Below are 17,335 nucleotides of genomic sequence, written 5' to 3'. Positions count from 1 at the left end.
GAGCGGCGGCACCGGCGTTCACGGTGGGTAGTCTGATCGCACGGACCAGAATCACGGCCATGGGAGCACTCATGAGCGCAGAGATCTCGTACCACTGGCCTGTGCCGCCGCGCGACGGCTACACGGTGGACGACCTGCTGACCCTGCCCGACCTCCCGCCGCACACCGAGCTGATCGACGGGAGCCTGGTCTTCGTGAGCCCGCAGCGGGATTTCCACAGCATTGCGATCGACCTGTTGGTCAGCGGACTGCGCAGCACGGTGCCGCCCGAGCTGAAGGTCCGCCGCGAGATGACCGTGGTGCTCGACAAGCGCAACGGCCCGGAGCCGGACGTGCTCGTCGTCCGTGCGGCAGCGGCACGGAGTCGCGCGCAGACGTACTTCCAGGCCCGGGACGTGCTGCTGGCGGTCGAGGTCGTCTCACCCGACTCCGAGGCCCGCGACGGCGACACCAAGCCCCACAAGTACGCCGGCGCGGGCATCCCGTACTTCTGGCGCGTCGAGACGGCCGGTGAGGACGACCTGCCCGTGGTGCACGTCTTCGAACTGGACAAGGAGTCGAGGGCCTACATGCTCAGCGGCACGTTCCGCGACCGGCTCAAGGCCTCCGTCCCCTTCAGCATCGACATCGACCTCTCCGAGATCGATCGGCTCTGATCCGGCGGCTCTGATCTCGGCGGCTCTGATCACGGAGGGGTGTGCGCCTCGGCCCGGTGGTGGCTCCGTGTGCACGGTCCTTCCGCGCGGCCGAGAAGACCCGAAGGTCGGCGGCTCGGCCGCGCTGTGCCCCGAACCGTGCCGTGCCCCTGGCTAGTTGGGGTGCACGGCGCTACGTTCCGCGGCATGGACGAGACCCCGGACGAGACATCCGCTCCCGTCGCCGCTCCCGGCGCCGCCCCCGTTCCCGGCCCCGTCCCCCTCGACCTGTTGCGGTTCGCGATGCCGCCCGTGCACGCGTCAGCGGCCGAGGAGCGGACCCACCGCAAGCAGCGGCTCGCGGGTGCGCTGAGGCTGTTCGGCCGGTTCGGCTACGAAGAGGGGGTCTCCGGGCACCTCACGGTGCGGGACCCGGAGTTCGAGGACTGCTTCTGGGTCAACCCGTTCGGCGAACCGTTCGCCACGACGACCGCGGGCTCGCTGATCCTGGTCAACGGGGACGGAGACGTCGTCGAGGGCGATCGGCGCGTCAACCAGGCCGCGTTCGCGGTGCACGCCGAGGTCCACCGGGCCAGGCCCGAGGCCGTCGCCGTCGCGCACGCCCACTCCGTGCACGGCAGGGCGCTGGCCTCGCTGGGCGAACTGCTCGATCCCCTCACCCAGGAGGCGTGCGCCTTCTACGAGAACCACGCGCTGTACGACGCGTACACGGGAGTGACCGTGGACGCGGAGGAAGGCCGGCGCATCGCCGCGGCACTCGGCGCGCACCGCGGGATCATCCTGCGCAACCACGGACTGCTGACCGTCGGGGGCTCGGTGGATGCGGCGGCCTGGTGGTTCATCTCGATGGAGCGTTGCGCCCAGGTCCAGCTTGCGGCCAGGGCCGCGGGAAAACCCGTGCTCATCGAGCATCGCGACGCCGTCGCGACCCGCGAGAGCCTCGGCAGTGAACTCGCCGCCTGGATCAACTACCAGCCGCTGTGGCGGGGTATCTCCACCGCCGAGCCCGAACTCCTGTCTTAGTACGTCAATTTGATCGTGCGGAAATCACTCGTACGGCTGTCCTTCCACGCCGTCACAAGGCCATCCGTACGGCACAATTCCTAAGAAATAAGGGGTAGTTGCCGAGGCTGCCAACCGGGGAAGGGTGCGTTCGCCGTGGCGGTGCAAGAAGCGGGACACAGCGTCCACGGCGGGGGGTGCAGTTGTGGCGACTGCCCGCACGGTGCGCGTGAGGGCCATCGGCGCGCGGTTGCCGGATTCCGGGCACGACGCGACGAGCTCGCCGCCGGGCAGGGGCTGCCCGCACGCATCGCCTTCTCCGTGGGTGCCACCCGCCAGTGGATCTCCGACGAGCTGACGGAGTCAGCCCGTGCCGTCGCCGAGCGCAGCCGCGCCGCCGGAACCGCCTGGCTCACCCGGGTCTGGCGTCGCACGCTGCTCGCCCTGTGGGGATCGGTCGCCCTGCTGCTCCTCGCCCAGGCCGTCACGGCGGTCGGCTCCGGCTGGACCGTGACGCGCACCGCCGGCCTGGCCGCGGCGGGGTGCCTCGCGGCGGTGCTCACCGGCGCCGCCTGGTGGCACCGCATGCACGGCGGTCTGCTCGCGCCGCTCGTCGGCGAGGACAACCGGCTGTCGACGTCCCGGGCCGTCGCCGCGGCCTGGGTGCTCTTCGCCGCCCATGCCGTCCTGTACCTGGCCTTCCGGCTCGCGGTCGCCACGGCGCCCGGCGAACGCGACGCCCTTCTGGCCGGTCTCGGACTCGCCCGCGGCGCGGGCCTGATCACCGCCGTCGGTGCGGTGTGCCTGATCGCCGTGCTGGTGCGCCGCGTGGTCACCGTCCGCATCATCACCGGCCGGCTGCAGAAGGTGCAGGCCGACCGCCCGCGGCCGGCCGACCTGCTGTGCGACGACGCGGGACGCGGCAGCTTCCCGGACGTGCAGTACGTCCTCGTCTCTGCCGCGGCCCTGGCCTGCGCGGGCGTCCTGCTGGTCCGCCGCCCGGGCGAACTGCCCGGACTGCCCTGGGGCCTGACGGGCCTCGTCCTCGTCGCGGCGACCGTCTACCTCGGCGGGAAGTATGCGGAGGGCGGCCGGCCGGTCGTCCACTCCGTCGTCCGCGCCCGCGAGGTCGGAGACCTCGACAGCCCCATCCGCACGGGTGATGACATCGAGATCCGCGGTGCTGGCTTCGTACCCCCCGGTACGGGAAGCCCCGACCGGCTCGCACGGATGACCGTCCGCATCGGCGCGGTCCACGTCCACGTCCCGCTGATCCCCGTCCCCGGCGGGTTCACCAACCCGACCGACACGAACCTCACGGTCCCGGTCCCCGCGGACGTGGAACCCGGTAGGGCCGACGTCCAGGTCGTGACGGCCGCCGGCGCCGAGTCGAACAGGGTGACGATCGAGATCGCCGACTGAGCCGTACGGCCGTCGCGCCCGTATTCATTCGTGCCGGGTGTGGGAACACTCGTCCCAGCCGGGTGAGACGCGGAGGCGACGATGACGCATGTGTACCGGACGACGGCGACGTACGCGACGGATGACGCACGGAGCGACTGGAGGGAACGCGCACAGAAGTACGCACTACTGCCGCTACGGCTCTTCCTCGGCGTGACGTTCATCTACGCGGGACTGGACAAGCTCACCGACTCGGCGTTCCTGTCGGCGAGCGGCACCGGTTCCCTCGGGGAACTCATGACCAACGTGCGGAACACCTCCGCCGTCCCCGCACTCGTGGACATGGCCCTGAAGAACCCCGTGGGGTTCGGCTACGCCATCGCCCTCGGTGAGCTGGCGGTCGGGATCGGGACTCTGGTGGGGCTGTTGGCGCGGCTCGCCGCGCTCGGTGGTGCCCTGATCTCGCTGAGCCTGTGGCTGACCGTGAGCTGGCAGACCCATCCGTACTACTTCGGCAACGATCTCCCGTACATGTTCTGCTGGGTGCCCTTGGTGCTGGCAGGAGCGCCCTACTGGTCGTTGGATGCCGTGATCAGGGGCCGACGGCGTGGCCGAGGCCAGGAAACTTCCTGGCAGTAGCCCGGAGGGCGCGTGCGGCCCAGCGACTCGGCGTCAGCGGGGGCCGCCACGTCAGCGGTACGACCTCCCCGGCAATCGAGCCAACCTCGGTGCCAGGGGACAGGGGCATGCGAGTGGGCCCCGCAGGGACCGCGGGGAGACGTTCCTTCGACGCCGCACGGGACAGCCGCGGCAGCCTGATACCGCTTGACCCTGGCGGCCGTTCGGCCGGTCCGTATCCGTCATGGACCGCGGAGGTGTTCACCGGTCCCCGTGGCACCGCCGTGTCCAGCGGGACAGCTCCCGTTCCCCCTGCAGGACAGCCCGACGCTCCAGCTTCTCGGCAACGAGCGACGCGAGCGCCCCGGCCTACCGGGTGGCCTCGCCGCCGTTGGACCTGACCGGGGCAGGGACGTTCCCGGTCGACGCGCCCATCGCGGAGCGCCGGCGCAGGCGGTAGTGCACGTAGGTCGTCACCGTGGCGAGGAACAGGCCGCCGACCACGATCGGGAAGGCCACGAACCACGCGGTCTCCCAGGCGCCCGCCGCGTCACCGAGGTAGAGCGCGGCCGTGGCCAGCGCCGTCGAGCCCGCCACCAACCGGCCCGGGCGGAACTCATGGAGCAGCACGGGTCACCTCCACCTGTCCCAGCCCGACCCGGAGGTCCAGTGCGAGGGTCCCCGCGGGAGCGGTGCCGGCCGGCGGGGCGAGGGTGACGGTGCGCTTCCGGTCCGGCGCGACGTCCACGTCGTCCGCCGGATCACCGGGCAGCCGGACGTCACCGAGCCCGGCGCGTGTCGAGACGGCCACCTTCGCCTCCTTCGGAACGATCACCTTCAGCTGCCCGGCACCGACCTCGGCCCCGGTGCGGACCGTCGTCCCGGCGGGGAGCTCCAGTCGGCTGAGGTCGAGCGTCGCGACCCCCGTGCCCAGCGAGTAGTGCGGCGCGACGGCCGCGACCGACGCAGGCCGCCAGTCGGTGCGCGTCCACTGCGTACCGATCTCCTCGGGCAGTGCGGAAGCACCGGCCAGCAGCCCCGCGGTGATCACCGACAGCAGGACCGTGCCCGCCCCGACGCGTCCCAGGAAACTGCCCAGCGCCAGACCCAGACCGAACACCGCCAGGGCGCATCCGAGCCCGATCTGCAGGCTGGCGCCCAGCGACGATCCGTCCCAGGACAAGCGGGTGCCCAGAGCGCCGGCGACCAGGGCGAGCAGGAACACCAGCCCGCCGATGGAGCGGGGCCCTTGGGGCCTGCGGGGCCCGCGGGGGCGCGGCACGGCGGCGCCGGTCCGCGGCGCCACCGCCTCCGCACCCACGTCGTCCGGCCCCCACAGATAGCCGGTGGCCACCGGGCCCGTGGAGCCGTCCTTGATGATCGGGTCCCGCCACCAGGAAGGACCTCCGGGGGCGGGCGGCGCTGTGGCCTCCGGGGGCGCCTCCGCCACTGCCTGTGCGGTCGCCCCCTCCACGGGAGCGCCGTCCGGCGCCGTCCGGGAGCGCCGCAGCGACCAGACGGCGGCTCCCGCCACGGCCAGCGACAGCAGCGCGGCGAACGCGAGCATGCCGCCGTTGCCCAGCATCAGAAGGAACAGGGCGCAGCCGAGGAGGGCCATGAGCACGGCCGCCATCGAAGTGCCTTCGACCCGGCCCGAGAGCAGCCGCCGCGCCTCGTTCTCGTCCTTGCCCTCCTGGGGGACCAGCAGCCAGGCGAAGCCGTAGAAGATCAGACCGATGCCGCCGGTGACCGCGAGCACGCCGACCGCGACCCGGAAGACCACCGGATCGATGTCGCAGTACCGGCCCAGGCCTCCGCACACCCCGCCGACGACCTTGTGCCGCGGACTCCGGTACAGCCGGGCCGGTGTGGACTGCTGCTCCGGTGGCGGCTGCCCGGGAGGCGGTGGAGCGGTCGGCTGGGTCATGACTCCATGGTGACGGTCCGGATCACCGGAGCGGCAGCCCGGCCGACCCTGGACCTTCCCTGATTTTGACCCGCACGGGCCCCCGACGTTCGGGGACGGTCTCAGGGACGGCCCTGATGCCCGTGCGGGACCGCACGTGTGACCATCGATGCATGCCCGTCGCCACCGCCCGCATCCCGGACACCGAAGAAGCGCCCCTGCGCAAGCTGTACCGCAGCGCGGACGGGCGGTGGCTCGGCGGCGTCGCGCGCGGGCTCGCCGGGCACCTCGGACTGCCCGTGATCTGGGTCCGGCTGGTCTTCCTCGGGCTCTTCATGGCCAACGGGCTCGGAGCTCTGCTCTACGCGGTGTTCTGGATCGTCGTACCCCTCGGGGTGGGCGGCCGGAACACCACGGGCCCGCGGCCCGTCTTCGAAGCGACCCCCGACGGCAGACGCCGACTGCGCAAGCCGGACAAGGGCCAGCTCTTCGCGATGGTCGCGTTGCTGATCGGCGCCGCCGTCTTCGCCGGCAACGTCGACATGGGCGGCGACGCCAACCGCTACGTGTGGCCGCTGCTGCTGGTCGGCGCCGGTGTCGTGCTGGTGTGGCGGCAGGCGGACAACGCTCGGCGGGCCCAGTGGACCGAGGCCGGCTCCCGTCGCCGGGCGCTGCAGCTGGCGCGCGGTTTCGCCGGGGTCGCCCTGGTGGGGATGGGTCTGACGGTGTTCATGGTCGTCCGTGGTTCCGCGGCCCAGCTCGGCAGCGTGCTGACGGGAGCGATCGCCGTCGTCGTCGGGGTCGGTCTGCTGGCCGGTCCCTGGCTGGTGCGGATGACCCAGGACCTCTCCGAGGAGCGCCTGATGCGCATCAGGGCCCAGGAGCGTGCCGAGGTCGCCGCCCACGTCCACGACTCCGTGCTGCACACCCTCACCCTGATCCAGCGGAACGCGGAGGACGCGGGGGAAGTGCGCAGGCTCGCCCGCGCCCAGGAGCGCGAGCTGCGCAACTGGCTGTACAAGCCGGAGGGCAACGGCAAGGAGGAGGACGAGGAGCCGTCCACCGTCGCCGATGCGGTGAAGAAGGCGGCCGCCGAGGTCGAGGACAAGCACGGGGTGCCGCTGGAGGTCGTGGTCGTCGGCGACTGCCCCCTCGACGAGAAGCTCGCGGCACAGATGCAGGCCGCGCGCGAGGCGATGGTGAACGCCGCGAAGTACGGTGGCGAGGGCGGTGCCGTACAGGTGTACGCGGAGGTCGAGGGCCGCACGGTGTTCGTCTCGGTACGGGACCGGGGGCCCGGCTTCGATCCGGATGCGGTACCGGAGGACCGGATGGGTGTACGAGAATCGATCATCGGTCGTATGCAGCGCAACGGCGGGACGGCACGGCTGCGTTCGGTGCCCGGAGGAGGCACCGAAGTAGAGCTCGAGATGGAGAGGGCGGACGGATGAGCGAGCGGATCCCGGAGGCCGTGGAGCCGGTAGGAGGCAGCGAACGGCGGGTACGGGTCGTGCTCGTCGACGATCACCGCATGTTCCGCGCCGGTGTCCAGGCGGAGATCGGGCGCACCGACGAGACGGGCGTCGAGGTGGTCGGTGAGGCAGCGGACGTCGACCAGGCGGTCACCGTGATCACGGCGACCCGGCCGGAGGTCGTGCTCCTCGACGTCCATCTGCCGGGCGGTGGCGGTGTGGAGGTGCTGCGCCGCTGCGCGAGCCTGATGGCGGCTCCTGAGAAACCGGTGCGGTTCCTGGCGCTGTCGGTGTCGGACGCCGCCGAAGACGTCATCGGCGTGATCCGCGGCGGTGCCCGCGGCTACGTGACGAAGACGATCACCGGTGCGGACCTGGTCGATTCGATCTTCCGAGTGCAGGACGGCGACGCCGTGTTCTCGCCGCGGCTCGCCGGGTTCGTCCTCGACGCCTTCGCCTCGACCGACGCACCGCCGGTCGACGAGGATCTGGACCGGCTCACCCAGCGGGAGCGGGAAGTGCTGCGGCTGATCGCTCGCGGCTACGCCTACAAGGAGATCGCCAAGCAGCTCTTCATCTCGGTGAAGACCGTGGAGTCCCACGTTTCGGCGGTGCTGAGGAAGCTTCAGCTGTCGAACCGTCACGAACTGACCCGGTGGGCGACGGCACGGCGTCTCGTCTGACCTCTCCGCTGCGTGATCCGTGGCACGTTGGCGGATCTGTGAGGAAAACGCGACACAACCGCGGCAACCAGGACGGGGTTCGCCCCCTCTAACTGTCCGTGATGAGCTTGACCGGGACTCCCGTCTTCGTGACCGCGGTCGTATTGACCGTGGTCGCCGTGCTGCTGCCGCTGGCCCTGTGGAGCCGGGTGCGCGGCCCTGCCCTGGTGCGGGGCGCCGCCCGGCTGCTCATGCTGGGCTTCGCCCAGGTGACCGCGCTCGCCGTGGTCTTCCTCGCGGTCAACAACAGCAACGCCCTGTACGACAACTGGGAGGACCTGCTGGGCACGGGCGACCACGTCACGGCCGCGAAGGACCTCGGCGGGGACGGCATGGGCGGAGTGAAGTTCGCCGACCTCCCGAAGACCAAGCAGAAGTTCCGGCGCGCGGCCGACCCGAAGGTCGGGGGTGACGTGCTGGTCACCCAGCTCACCGGCCAGGTGTCGGGGGTCGAGGGCGAGGTGTACGTCTGGCTGCCTCCGCAGTACGACGAGCCCGCCTACCGCAACACCAAGTTCCCCGTCGTCGAGGTACTTCCCGGCTACCCGGGCTCCGCCAAGTCGTGGTTCGGCACGCTCAAGGTGCAGAAGCAGATCAAGCCGATGATGAAGCGCGGCGAGGTCGCGCCGTTCATCCTGGTGGCCCCGCGCACCACGCTGCTGGGCAGGGCCGACACCGGCTGCGCCAACATCCCGGGCAAGATCAACGCGGACTCGTGGCTGAGCGTCGACGTCCGCAAGATGGTGATGGACAACTTCCGCGCCAGCGACAAGGCCGACGGCTGGGCCGTCGCGGGCTATTCGGCGGGTGCCCACTGCGCGGCCAAGCTCGCCGTCGCGCACCCCGACCGCTACCGCGCCGGAGTGGCCATGTCCGGCTACAACGACCCGGCCGGCGAGAAGGCGTCCCTCGCCGCCCAGGACCCGGAGCTGCGCCGCGAGAACAACCCGCTCCACATCCTGGAGTCCGCCAAGACCCCTCCGCGGACGTCCCTCTACGTCTCCGGCGCCCGCGGGGACGGTTTCGAGTCGGGCCTGGCTCTCCGGGCCGCCGCCAAGCCCCCGACCAAGGTTGACGTCTTCGAGATCTACGGGGCGCACGACACTGGTGCGTGGAAGATCCAGATCCCGGAGATCTTCCGTTGGCTGACCCGCCAGGTCAGCTACGAGCCGACCGCCAACAACACGGCAGCCGCCCGCTGACGCGGACCGCGGGCCCCGGGGCGACAGTGGGGCCGCTGCGTCCTCCGGCCTCAGCCGGAACCTGCGGGCGCCGGACACGACGGCGGTTTCCCGGGCGTACGTCCGGCACGCCCGGCGAGGTCCGGGTGCCCCTGGGGCGACGACCGGACCCGTCCTCGACGTCGACGAGCGGACCCGTCTTCGACGTCGACGACCGGGGGAAGCGGGGACCGGATCCTCACTTCCGGGCTCGCCGCGTACTTGCCCCACTCCCGGGCTCGCTGCGTACTCGCCCCGCATCACCGATCCGAAGAGCCGGGCGGCTCCGGGCTGGGCTCTTCGCCGTGCACCCGCGCCGCGGGATGGAGGCCCGGGCCCGGGTCGACGGGCCGGAAGCCGTTGCCCCGGCCCCGCCGCAGGAGCCTGTGCGGGACTGTTCCGGGGCTACGCGATCCGCGTCGCCCCGGCGTACGGCATGTCGTCGATGGACGCGATCCGGACCGGCGCCCCGGGACGGGGGGCGTGGATCATCCTGCCGCCGCCGATGTAGAGGCCCACGTGGGAGATGCCGGAGTAGAAGAAGACCAGGTCTCCCGGGGCGAGCTGGGACCGGGAAACGCTCCGTCCCGCGTTGATCTGGGTGTACGTCGTCCGTGGGAGGGAGACGCCCGCCGAGCGCCAGGCGGCCTGCGTCAGCCCGGAGCAGTCGTACGCCGAAGGGCCTGTCGCGCCCCACACGTACGGCTTCCCGAGCGCTGCGTAGGCGTAGTCGACGGCCTGTGACGCACGGGAGTTGGGCGCGGGGACGCGCGGTGCGGATGTGTCGGGGCGGGTGGTGTCGCGGTCCGCGCGGGCCACCGCCGCACCGTCGCCGGCCCGGTAGGCCGCCCGCTGCTCGGAGGTGAGCCGGGCCAGCAGGGACTGGGCTGCCGCGAGCTTCTTCCGGATCACCGTGCGATGGCGGTCCAGCTCAGCCTGCTGCTCCGCGAGTTCGGCCAGCAGCTCGGACGCCTCCGCGCGCACTTGGGCGATCTCCCGGAGCTGGTGTCGGATCCTGCTGATCGTCGTCGTCTGCCGCGCCCCGACGCGTTCGGCCAGCTCCGCCCCCGCCAGATAGCCGGCGGGGTCGGAGACGAGCGCGAGCTGGACGGCCGGGTCGATGCCTCCCGCACGGTACTGCGCGGTGGCGAAGGAGCCCAGGTCGTTCCGGGAGGCATTGAGTCGTTCCGTGCGCCGGGCCGCCTCGTCCCGTAGCTCGTCCACCGTGGTCCGCGCCGCGTCCGCCTTCTCCTTCGCACCGTTGTACTGCTCCGTCGACCGCTCCGCCTCTTCGTAGAGCCTGTCGGCCTTGGCGCGCACCTCGTCCGCAGTGAGGTGGGGTTCTGCCTGCGCGGACCCTTCGAAGGCGGTGGCGGTCGCGGCTCCGGCGAGTGCGAGGGCCGAGAAGCGGGTGGCGGGTCCGGCGAGCTTTCGCTGCCTGGGCTTGCGGTGCGCTGCCACGGGTGGTGCCAGTCCTTCCGGATCGGGGCCGCCGGTGCGGGTTCCGGCGGCGGACCGCACAGGGGCGACGGTCCGCCGCCGGGTCTTTCGGCGGGGGCTGCCGACTGCCGCCCCGGTGCGCGGAGCGGTGGTGGGAGTCGGCCACCTGGGGCTGGACGCTAGACCGCGGGATGAGGGAAGAGAGAGGGCATGTCTGTTATTGGCAACAGACGGACCGCACGGGTCGCTTTCCGACCATACGGATAGGCTCCCTTGCCATGGACGTACTCATCAATGTCTTCGTCGCTCTCCACATCATCGGTATTGCCGCACTGCTCGGTGGTTTCCTGACCCAGATGAAGGCGATGGGTGAGGGACGGGCGCGCTTCACGCCCGCGATGCTGCACGGCGCGCTGACCATGCTGGTGACGGGCGTGGTGCTGGTGGGGCTCAACCAGGCGGACGACCAGCCGGTGAACAACCTCAAGGTGGGCATCAAGCTGGTGATCCTGGTGGTGATCCTGGGCCTGGTGTACGTGAAGCGCGACGAGGAGACGGTGGACAAGGCACTGTTCGCCACGGTGGGCGGCCTGACCGTGGCGAACATCTTCATCGCCACGCTCTGGACCTGACCCGATCGCCGGACCACCCGTCCCGCCCCGACCGGACCACTCGTCCCGCCCCGACCACTCGTCCCGACCCGTGAGGCCGAGCCGACCTTGATCGGCCCGGCCGTCCGGCCCGCTCTCGTCGAGGAGGCGCCGGAGGGGAGGCCCGGGAGAGTGAAGAGTGGCCCCCCGGGAACCGATCTGACGATCAGGCCGGCCGGACGCTCCCGTAGATCGGCATGTAGTAGATGGACTCCTCGCGCACGGAGGTGCCGGGCTTCGGTGCGTGGATCATCTTGCCGTCGCCGATGTAGATGCCGACGTGGCTGATGTCGTTGTAGAAGAAGACGAGGTCGCCGGGGAGGAGCTGCTCCGTCGCGACCCGCTGCCCCACCTTCACCTGGTCCCAGGTGGTGCGGGGCAGATCGACGCCGGCGGCCCGCCATGCGGCCTGGGTGAGCCCGGAGCAGTCGTAGGAACTGGGCCCCGTCGCACCCCAGACGTACGGCTTGCCGATCTGCGCCCGGGCGAAGGACAGCACCTTTTCAGCCTTCGCGGCGTACGTACCGGTGGTGGCGTCCGTGCCCGTTGTGGCGCCCTGGCTCTGCTCCTGTTGCTGCTCCTGCTCCTGCTGCTGGCGCTGCTGCTCGGCTTCCGCCCTGGCCCTCGCCTCTGCCTTGCGGCGGGCTTCCTCCGCGCGTTCCTGCTCCAACTCGTCCAGCCGGGCTCGCTCCTCGGCCGTCAGCCGCGACAGCAGCTCCCGCGCTTCGGCGAGCTTCTTCTGGACGGTCTGCTTGCTGGTGCGCAGCGACTCCTGCGAGGCCGTCAGCGACTCCAGGCTCTTGGTGGCCCGCGCACGCTCCTTCGCCGCCGCGGCTTGCTCCGTCTCGAAGTCCGTGATCGCGCTGCGCTGCCGGTCGGTCATCCGGTCCATCAGTTGCGTCTGGTCGACGTAGTCCTGCGGACTGTCGGCGAAGAGCAACGCGGCGGTCGGGGTGACCCCACCGGTGCGGTACTGGGCGGCGGCGAACGTACCGAGGGCGCGCCGGGTCTCGTTGAGGGCGTCCGCGCGCTCGGCGGCGTCGTCCATGATCCGGTCCACCGCGCGGCGCTGCTTCGTGGTGGCTTCCTGCGCCCGGTTGTACTCCTGGGTGGCGGAGCCCGCCTGCCGGTAGAGGGCGTCGACCTTCTGCTGGACCTCTTCGAGGCTCGGCTTGGGTTCGGCGGTTGCGTTCTGGGTCGACAGTAGCGAGACACCCGCTATGGCGGCCGTCGTGAACCCGACTGTGGGGGCGTTCGTACGCGGTCGACTGCGCTCCTTGCGATGCGACGCCAAGGTCGGCATCTCCTTCCGTGGACCGCCTACCGGGTTAGCTGTCGGGTTCGGACGGATCGGAAGGCTGTCCTACGGGCCGAGCGAAATATGGCCCGATTCACCCCAGTTGCGTATGCATGTTGGGTCCCCGGTTCCGAACTCCCGTCAGGGAGGTCGAATTCGGCGCAGGCTGCCCGGTTGGCGTGGGTCGCCGATGGTGAACGGATCGCCTGGGCGAGCACGCTAGCCAAAGTGTGGTGCTGCTGTGAAGGTGGATGTTCGATTTGCCCGATACATTTCCGTGACCTCGGCGTGTTGTGGCCGAGACATGACGCTGGGTAGTCGGCCTGATGTGTGCGCTCCCTGCGTCCGGTGTGGGGAAGGCGGCGGCGGGTTGTCGGCGGGGCGGCCTAGACTCGTACTGCGATGAGCAGCCTCTTTGACGACAGCTTCCTGGCGGATCTCCAGCGCACCTCGGCGTCGGAGGAGTCCCCCCCGCCCGAGGACGACGAGCATGGTGAGCACCCCCACGAGGAGGTCCCGCACGACCTCTTCGAGGGGGCGTTCGACGCGCCTCCCAGCGGGGACGCCCACTACCGCAACGGTGCGCCGCGCCCGGTCGTGGACCCGGCCGCGCTGCTCGAGGGGCTGAACGAGCAGCAGCGCGCCGCCGTCGTGCACACCGGGTCACCCCTGCTCATCGTTGCCGGTGCCGGCTCCGGCAAGACCCGCGTGCTCACCCACCGGATCGCCCATCTGCTGGCGACCCGCCACGTGCATCCCGGTCAGATACTGGCCATCACGTTCACCAACAAGGCCGCCGGCGAGATGAAGGAGCGCGTCGAGCAGCTCGTCGGCCCGCGCGCCAACGCCATGTGGGTGTCCACGTTCCACAGCGCGTGCGTCCGTATCCTGCGCCGTGAGTCGAAGAAGCTCGGCTTCACCTCGTCGTTCTCGATCTACGATGCGGCCGACTCCAAGCGCCTGATGTCGCTGGTCTGCCGAGACCTGGACCTCGACCCGAAGAAGTTCCCGCCGAAGTCCTTCAGCGCCAAGGTCTCGAACCTGAAGAACGAGCTGGTCGACGAGGAGACGTTCGCCGACGGCGCGGCCGACGGATTCGAGAAGACGCTCGCCGAGGCGTACCGGATGTACCAGGCCCGGCTGCGCGAGGCCAACGCGCTGGACTTCGACGACATCATCATGACGACCGTCCATCTGCTCCAGGCGTTCCCCGACGTCGCCGAGCACTACCGCCGGCGCTTCCGCCACGTACTGGTCGACGAGTACCAGGACACCAACCACGCGCAGTACACGCTGGTGCGCGAGCTCGTTGGCACCGGGTACGAGGACCTCGAGCCCGCCGAGCTGTGCGTCGTCGGCGACGCCGACCAGTCGATCTACGCCTTCCGCGGCGCCACGATCCGCAACATCCTCCAGTTCGAGGAGGACTACCCGGACGCGACCACGATCCTGCTCGAGCAGAACTACCGCTCCACGCAGACGATCCTCTCCGCCGCCAACGCCGTCATCGAGCGCAACGAGAGCCGCCGCCCCAAGAACCTGTGGACGAACGCGGGCGCCGGAGCGCAGATCACCGGTTACGTCGCGGACACCGAGCACGACGAGGCGCAGTTCGTCGCCGACGAGATCGACCGGCTGACGGACGCGGGTGAGGCAAAGGCGGGCGACGTCGCCGTCTTCTACCGGACCAACGCACAGTCACGCGTCTTCGAAGAGATCTTCATCCGCGTCGGGCTGCCGTACAAGGTCGTCGGCGGAGTGCGCTTCTACGAGCGCAAGGAGGTCCGGGACGTCCTCGCCTACCTGCGGGTCCTCGCCAACCCCGAGGACAACGTCCCGCTGCGCCGCATCCTCAACGTCCCCAAGCGCGGCATCGGCGAGCGCGCCGAAGCGATGATCGACGCGCTGGCGCTGCGCGAGAAGATCACCTTCCCGCAGGCGCTGCGCCGCGTCGACGAGGCCTATGGGATGGCGGCCCGTTCGGCCAACGCCGTGAAGCGCTTCAACACGTTGATGGAGGAGTTGCGCACCGTCGTCGACTCGGGCGCAGGACCGGCCGTCGTGCTGGAGGCAGTGCTGGAGCGGACCGGGTACCTGGCCGAGCTCCAGGCCTCGACCGACCCGCAGGACGAGACGCGCATCGAGAACCTGCAGGAACTCGCCGCCGTGGCACTGGAGTTCGAGCAGGAGCGCGGAGCCGAGGAGGGCTCCGGCACGCTCGCCGAGTTCCTGGAGCAGGTCGCGCTCGTCGCGGATTCCGACCAGATCCCCGACGAGGACGAGGAGGGCAGCGGAGTCATCACGCTCATGACGCTGCACACGGCGAAGGGCCTGGAGTTCCCGGTGGTGTTCCTCACCGGCATGGAGGACGGCGTCTTCCCGCACATGCGCGCACTCGGCCAGACCAAGGAACTGGAGGAGGAGCGGCGCCTGGCGTACGTGGGGATCACTCGCGCCCGCGAGCGGCTCTACGTGACGCGGTCGTCGATGCGCAGCGCCTGGGGGCAGCCGGCGTACAACCCCGCGTCCCGATTCCTCGAAGAGATCCCGGACGTGCACGTGCAGTGGAAGCGCACCGGTCCCATGGCGGCCCCCGCCGGCCCGACGTCCGGGATCACCTCCTCGCTCTCGTCCTCCCGGGCGCGCTCCGGCCCTTCGGGCTTCGCCACCAGGCGGACGACGGACAAGCCGGTGATCGCGCTGGCGGTCGGCGACCGGGTCACGCACGACCAGTTCGGGCTGGGTACCGTCATGGCGGTCACCGGCTCGGGATCGGACGCCCAGGCCACGATCGACTTCGGGGACGCCAAGCCGAAACGGCTGCTGCTGCGGTACGCCCCGGTCGAGAAGCTCTGACGAGAGTCGCTTCGCGGCGCGGTCCGTGGTCGTGCCGGCCTGCGGACGCGCCGGCCTGCGGACGCGCCGGCCCGCGGGGCGTGACGGTCCTGACGGGCGCCGGGCCCCGACGGAAGGATGCCCCGTTGCCGACGTGCGGTGGCCCTGGGGGACGTCCGGGAACGGGGCGCATGGTCTCAGGGAGAAACGGCGGGCGGGACGCGTATGACCCGGCCGCGCCGGACGCGAGGGTGCGGGTGCGCCACAGAGGACGCGGACTGCCACCGGGACGGGCGGGACGAGTGTGCCCCGGGCCTCTGCCGCCGGTCGGGCCGGCCGACGGTCCTCGTCGTGGTCGTGGGACCGGCGTCGGTCAGGTCGGGCTGAGCCCGTGGCTGCGCAGCCAGGGCAGCGGGTCCACGGCGGAACCGCCGCCGGGTCGCACTTCGAAGTGCAGGTGCGGGCCCGTGGAATTGCCCGAGTTGCCGGAGAAGGCGATCGTTTCGCCGGCCTTGACCTTGCCGGAGCGGATCTTGGTGCTGCTGAGGTGGCAGTACCAGGTCTCCGTACCGTCCTCGGCGGTCACGATGGCCATGTTGCCGTACGCGCTGTTCCACTGGGTGCGCACGGTGCCGTCGGTCGCGGCCATCACAGGGGTCCCATAGGAGACAGGGAAGTCGATGCCGGTGTGCATGGACATCCAGTTGACGCCGGCCTGGCCGTAGTAGGCGCTGAGTCCGTGCTGGCTCACCGGGAGCGCGAACTTGGGGCGCAGGGCCTCGCGGCGTGCGGCTTCCGCCTCGCGCTTCTTCCGTTCCGCCTCCTGGCGGGCTTTGAGGTCGATGCGTTCCTGCGTGCGGCTGGCGCGGTCGCCGAAGTCGCGGGCGTCGGCGCTGAGTGCGGCGAGCTGGGTGTCGAGCTTGTTGTTCGCGACTGCCGGCTTCACGGACGACGGGTCGGCGGCAGTGACCGCGGTGCCGCTGTCCTTCTTGTCGTCGGTGCCGGTGAGCCCGCTGACCGAGGCGGCTGCGACGCCGGCGACTCCCATCACGCATGCGGACGGTACGGCCACGGTGAGCAGGGCGGAGCGCTTGGTGGGGGTGCGGCGACGGCCGCGGCTGCCGCCGGTTCGGCGGACGGGGCGTGCCGTGGCGGGCGAGGAGGAGAGCGCCACGGCGGGGGCGGTGATGGTGGCGGCCTCGGCGACCAGTGCGGGATCGGGCTCGTGGCCGGAGTCCTCGGCGTAACCGTAGTCCTGCTCATGGTCGGTGTCATAGGCGGAGTCGCGGTCGGAGTCCGCTGCCGATGCGTAGTCGCTTCCCTGGCCCTCGCTCGTCACGGCATCCGACGGCATGTCGGCGTCGTAGCCGGCCGTGGTGGGGAACTGCTCGGAGGCGACTCCCCCGTCGAGTTCCTGGTGCGCGTCGAAACCGGGATAGTCGGCGTACGCCGTGGTGTCGGAAGCCTGCTCGGCCTGCTGTCCGACGGGCTCGGCGAACTGCGGGTAGACGGCCGTGGCATCGGGTGCGTCCGTCGCAAGGGGCGAATCCGTCGTGCCGGCACCGGAGTTCCAGGCGGTCGCGTCGAAGGCGCCCGAGTCGTACGACGTCCCGTAGCCGGTCGTCGTCCACTGCCCCGTGGCGTCGTAGGGGACGGAGGTCGCGGCGGTCTCAAACGGGTCCGTGGTGAACTGCCCCGACTGGTTCCAGGCGTTGGCGTCCCACTGAGCGGTGGTGTCGTACTGGCCCGCGTCGTACTGGCCTGCGTCGTACTGCTGCGGGTACGGCTGCTCGTGCGCCTGGACGCCGTAGGCCCCGTAGCCCGTGGTGGAGTTCGTGGTCCACTGCGATGCGTCGTAATGGCCGCTGTGCCCGTTGTGTCCGGACTCGTAGTCGCCCGGCATGGTGCCGAAGAGCGGGTCGGTGTCGAAGCTGCCGGTGGCGTACGGGGCGTACCCGGCGTCGGGGTGCTGGTCGTTCACCAACTTCTCTCTCGCCTCGGCAGACAGGAGCAGGATCTGGGCTCCGTGTGACGGAGACACCAGAGGCAAAGCAGTGGCGCGACTGTACCCGGCGGTATGCGACGGCGACAATCTTCCACTGGTTTTACCGAAGCC

General features: G+C 70.9%; 14 protein-coding genes and 1 riboswitch. Of the genes, 9 read left to right on the top strand and 5 right to left on the bottom strand.

All coding sequences use genetic code 11. The features are described 5' to 3' along the window. The first annotated feature begins 71 nt into the window (after window positions 1-71). The 4 genes from ACFXOM_RS02570 to ACFXOM_RS02555 all read left to right on the top strand — a co-directional run bounded on the left by ACFXOM_RS02570 (window position 72) and on the right by ACFXOM_RS02555 (window position 3,698). A complete protein-coding gene (locus ACFXOM_RS02570) occupies window positions 72-656 on the top strand; it encodes a Uma2 family endonuclease (protein ID WP_384943815.1) in 585 nt (194 codons plus the stop codon). A 186-nt stretch (window positions 657-842) separates the two neighbouring features. Next, window positions 843-1,679: a class II aldolase/adducin family protein gene (locus tag ACFXOM_RS02565; protein WP_384943813.1), complete on the top strand. Its 837-nt coding sequence runs from the start codon at window positions 843-845 to the stop codon at window positions 1,677-1,679. A gap of 135 nt (window positions 1,680-1,814) precedes the next feature. Continuing rightward, window positions 1,815-3,080: a hypothetical protein gene (locus ACFXOM_RS02560; protein WP_384939220.1), complete on the top strand. Its 1,266-nt coding sequence runs from the start codon at window positions 1,815-1,817 to the stop codon at window positions 3,078-3,080. Window positions 3,081-3,161: 81 nt separating this feature from the next. Next, window positions 3,162-3,698: a DoxX family protein gene (locus ACFXOM_RS02555; RefSeq protein WP_384939218.1), complete on the top strand. Its 537-nt coding sequence runs from the start codon at window positions 3,162-3,164 to the stop codon at window positions 3,696-3,698. A 348-nt stretch (window positions 3,699-4,046) separates the two neighbouring features. Here ACFXOM_RS02555 and ACFXOM_RS02550 read toward each other — a convergent pair whose 3' ends face one another. Then, window positions 4,047-4,307 (bottom strand): hypothetical protein, encoded by a 261-nt coding sequence (locus ACFXOM_RS02550; RefSeq protein WP_384939216.1) that lies wholly within the window; start codon window positions 4,305-4,307, stop codon window positions 4,047-4,049. After that, the gene (locus ACFXOM_RS02545; protein ID WP_384939214.1) at window positions 4,294-5,604 is read right to left on the bottom strand and encodes a PspC domain-containing protein; all 1,311 of its coding nucleotides are present in this window, start codon (window positions 5,602-5,604) and stop codon (window positions 4,294-4,296) included. Before ACFXOM_RS02545 ends, ACFXOM_RS02550 begins: the two co-directional genes overlap by 14 nt. A gap of 152 nt (window positions 5,605-5,756) precedes the next feature. On the opposite strand from ACFXOM_RS02545, the gene ACFXOM_RS02540 reads away from it, so the two are divergent. The 3 genes from ACFXOM_RS02540 (at window position 5,757) to ACFXOM_RS02530 (ending at window position 8,979) form a co-directional block, all read left to right on the top strand. Continuing rightward, complete coding sequence (locus ACFXOM_RS02540; protein WP_384939212.1) at window positions 5,757-7,034, top strand: PspC domain-containing protein; 1,278 nt, start codon at window positions 5,757-5,759, stop codon at window positions 7,032-7,034. Next, the gene (locus ACFXOM_RS02535) at window positions 7,031-7,738 is read left to right on the top strand and encodes a LuxR C-terminal-related transcriptional regulator (protein ID WP_384939210.1); all 708 of its coding nucleotides are present in this window, start codon (window positions 7,031-7,033) and stop codon (window positions 7,736-7,738) included. Before ACFXOM_RS02540 ends, ACFXOM_RS02535 begins: the two co-directional genes overlap by 4 nt. Before the next feature lie 101 nt (window positions 7,739-7,839). Further along, a complete protein-coding gene (locus ACFXOM_RS02530) occupies window positions 7,840-8,979 on the top strand; it encodes an alpha/beta hydrolase (protein WP_384939208.1) in 1,140 nt (379 codons plus the stop codon). A 423-nt stretch (window positions 8,980-9,402) separates the two neighbouring features. On the opposite strand, the gene ACFXOM_RS02525 is transcribed toward ACFXOM_RS02530, so the two are convergent. Next, on the bottom strand, window positions 9,403-10,458 hold the full coding sequence (locus tag ACFXOM_RS02525) for an NlpC/P60 family protein (protein WP_384943808.1): 1,056 nt from the start codon (window positions 10,456-10,458) through the stop codon (window positions 9,403-9,405). A gap of 257 nt (window positions 10,459-10,715) precedes the next feature. Between ACFXOM_RS02525 and ACFXOM_RS02520 the strand changes: the two genes are divergently transcribed. Continuing rightward, window positions 10,716-11,069 (top strand): hypothetical protein, encoded by a 354-nt coding sequence (locus tag ACFXOM_RS02520; protein WP_384939204.1) that lies wholly within the window; start codon window positions 10,716-10,718, stop codon window positions 11,067-11,069. Window positions 11,070-11,253: 184 nt separating this feature from the next. Here the strand turns inward: ACFXOM_RS02520 and ACFXOM_RS02515 are convergent, their stop codons facing one another. Beyond that, window positions 11,254-12,390, bottom strand: coding sequence for an NlpC/P60 family protein (locus ACFXOM_RS02515; protein ID WP_384939202.1), 1,137 nt, complete (start codon window positions 12,388-12,390; stop codon window positions 11,254-11,256). Next, a riboswitch (cyclic di-AMP (ydaO/yuaA leader) is annotated at window positions 12,389-12,556 on the bottom strand. It overlaps the preceding gene by 2 nt. Window positions 12,557-12,786: 230 nt before the next feature. Here ACFXOM_RS02515 and pcrA point away from each other — a divergent pair. Continuing rightward, the gene (pcrA, locus tag ACFXOM_RS02510; protein WP_384939200.1) at window positions 12,787-15,240 is read left to right on the top strand and encodes a DNA helicase PcrA; all 2,454 of its coding nucleotides are present in this window, start codon (window positions 12,787-12,789) and stop codon (window positions 15,238-15,240) included. 352 nt (window positions 15,241-15,592) lie between these two features. Here the strand turns inward: pcrA and ACFXOM_RS02505 are convergent, their stop codons facing one another. Then, window positions 15,593-17,200: a M23 family metallopeptidase gene (locus tag ACFXOM_RS02505; RefSeq protein ID WP_385036779.1), complete on the bottom strand. Its 1,608-nt coding sequence runs from the start codon at window positions 17,198-17,200 to the stop codon at window positions 15,593-15,595. Between the last annotated feature and the right edge of the window lie 135 nt (window positions 17,201-17,335).

It is taken from the genome of Streptomyces sp. NPDC059169, from assembly GCF_042755225.1.
Classification (GTDB): Bacteria; Actinomycetota; Actinomycetes; order Streptomycetales; family Streptomycetaceae; genus Streptomyces.
Note: the sequence above shows the minus strand (reverse complement) of the source record. Positions and strands in the feature narration are given on the sequence as shown.

Excerpts from the sequence above, each read along its gene's own strand:
- pcrA (WP_384939200.1), top strand. The coding sequence starts at position 12,787 with ATGAGCAGCCTCTTTGACGACAGCTTCCTGGCGGATCTCCAGCGCACC.
- ACFXOM_RS02515 (WP_384939202.1), bottom strand. The coding sequence starts at position 12,390 with ATGCCGACCTTGGCGTCGCATCGCAAGGAGCGCAGTCGACCGCGTACG.
- ACFXOM_RS02535 (WP_384939210.1), top strand. The coding sequence starts at position 7,031 with ATGAGCGAGCGGATCCCGGAGGCCGTGGAGCCGGTAGGAGGCAGCGAA.
- ACFXOM_RS02530 (WP_384939208.1), top strand. The coding sequence starts at position 7,840 with ATGAGCTTGACCGGGACTCCCGTCTTCGTGACCGCGGTCGTATTGACC.
- ACFXOM_RS02570 (WP_384943815.1), top strand. The coding sequence starts at position 72 with ATGAGCGCAGAGATCTCGTACCACTGGCCTGTGCCGCCGCGCGACGGC.
- ACFXOM_RS02540 (WP_384939212.1), top strand. The coding sequence starts at position 5,757 with ATGCCCGTCGCCACCGCCCGCATCCCGGACACCGAAGAAGCGCCCCTG.
- ACFXOM_RS02565 (WP_384943813.1), top strand. The coding sequence starts at position 843 with ATGGACGAGACCCCGGACGAGACATCCGCTCCCGTCGCCGCTCCCGGC.
- ACFXOM_RS02520 (WP_384939204.1), top strand. The coding sequence starts at position 10,716 with ATGGACGTACTCATCAATGTCTTCGTCGCTCTCCACATCATCGGTATT.
- ACFXOM_RS02545 (WP_384939214.1), bottom strand. The coding sequence starts at position 5,604 with ATGACCCAGCCGACCGCTCCACCGCCTCCCGGGCAGCCGCCACCGGAG.
- ACFXOM_RS02555 (WP_384939218.1), top strand. The coding sequence starts at position 3,162 with ATGACGCATGTGTACCGGACGACGGCGACGTACGCGACGGATGACGCA.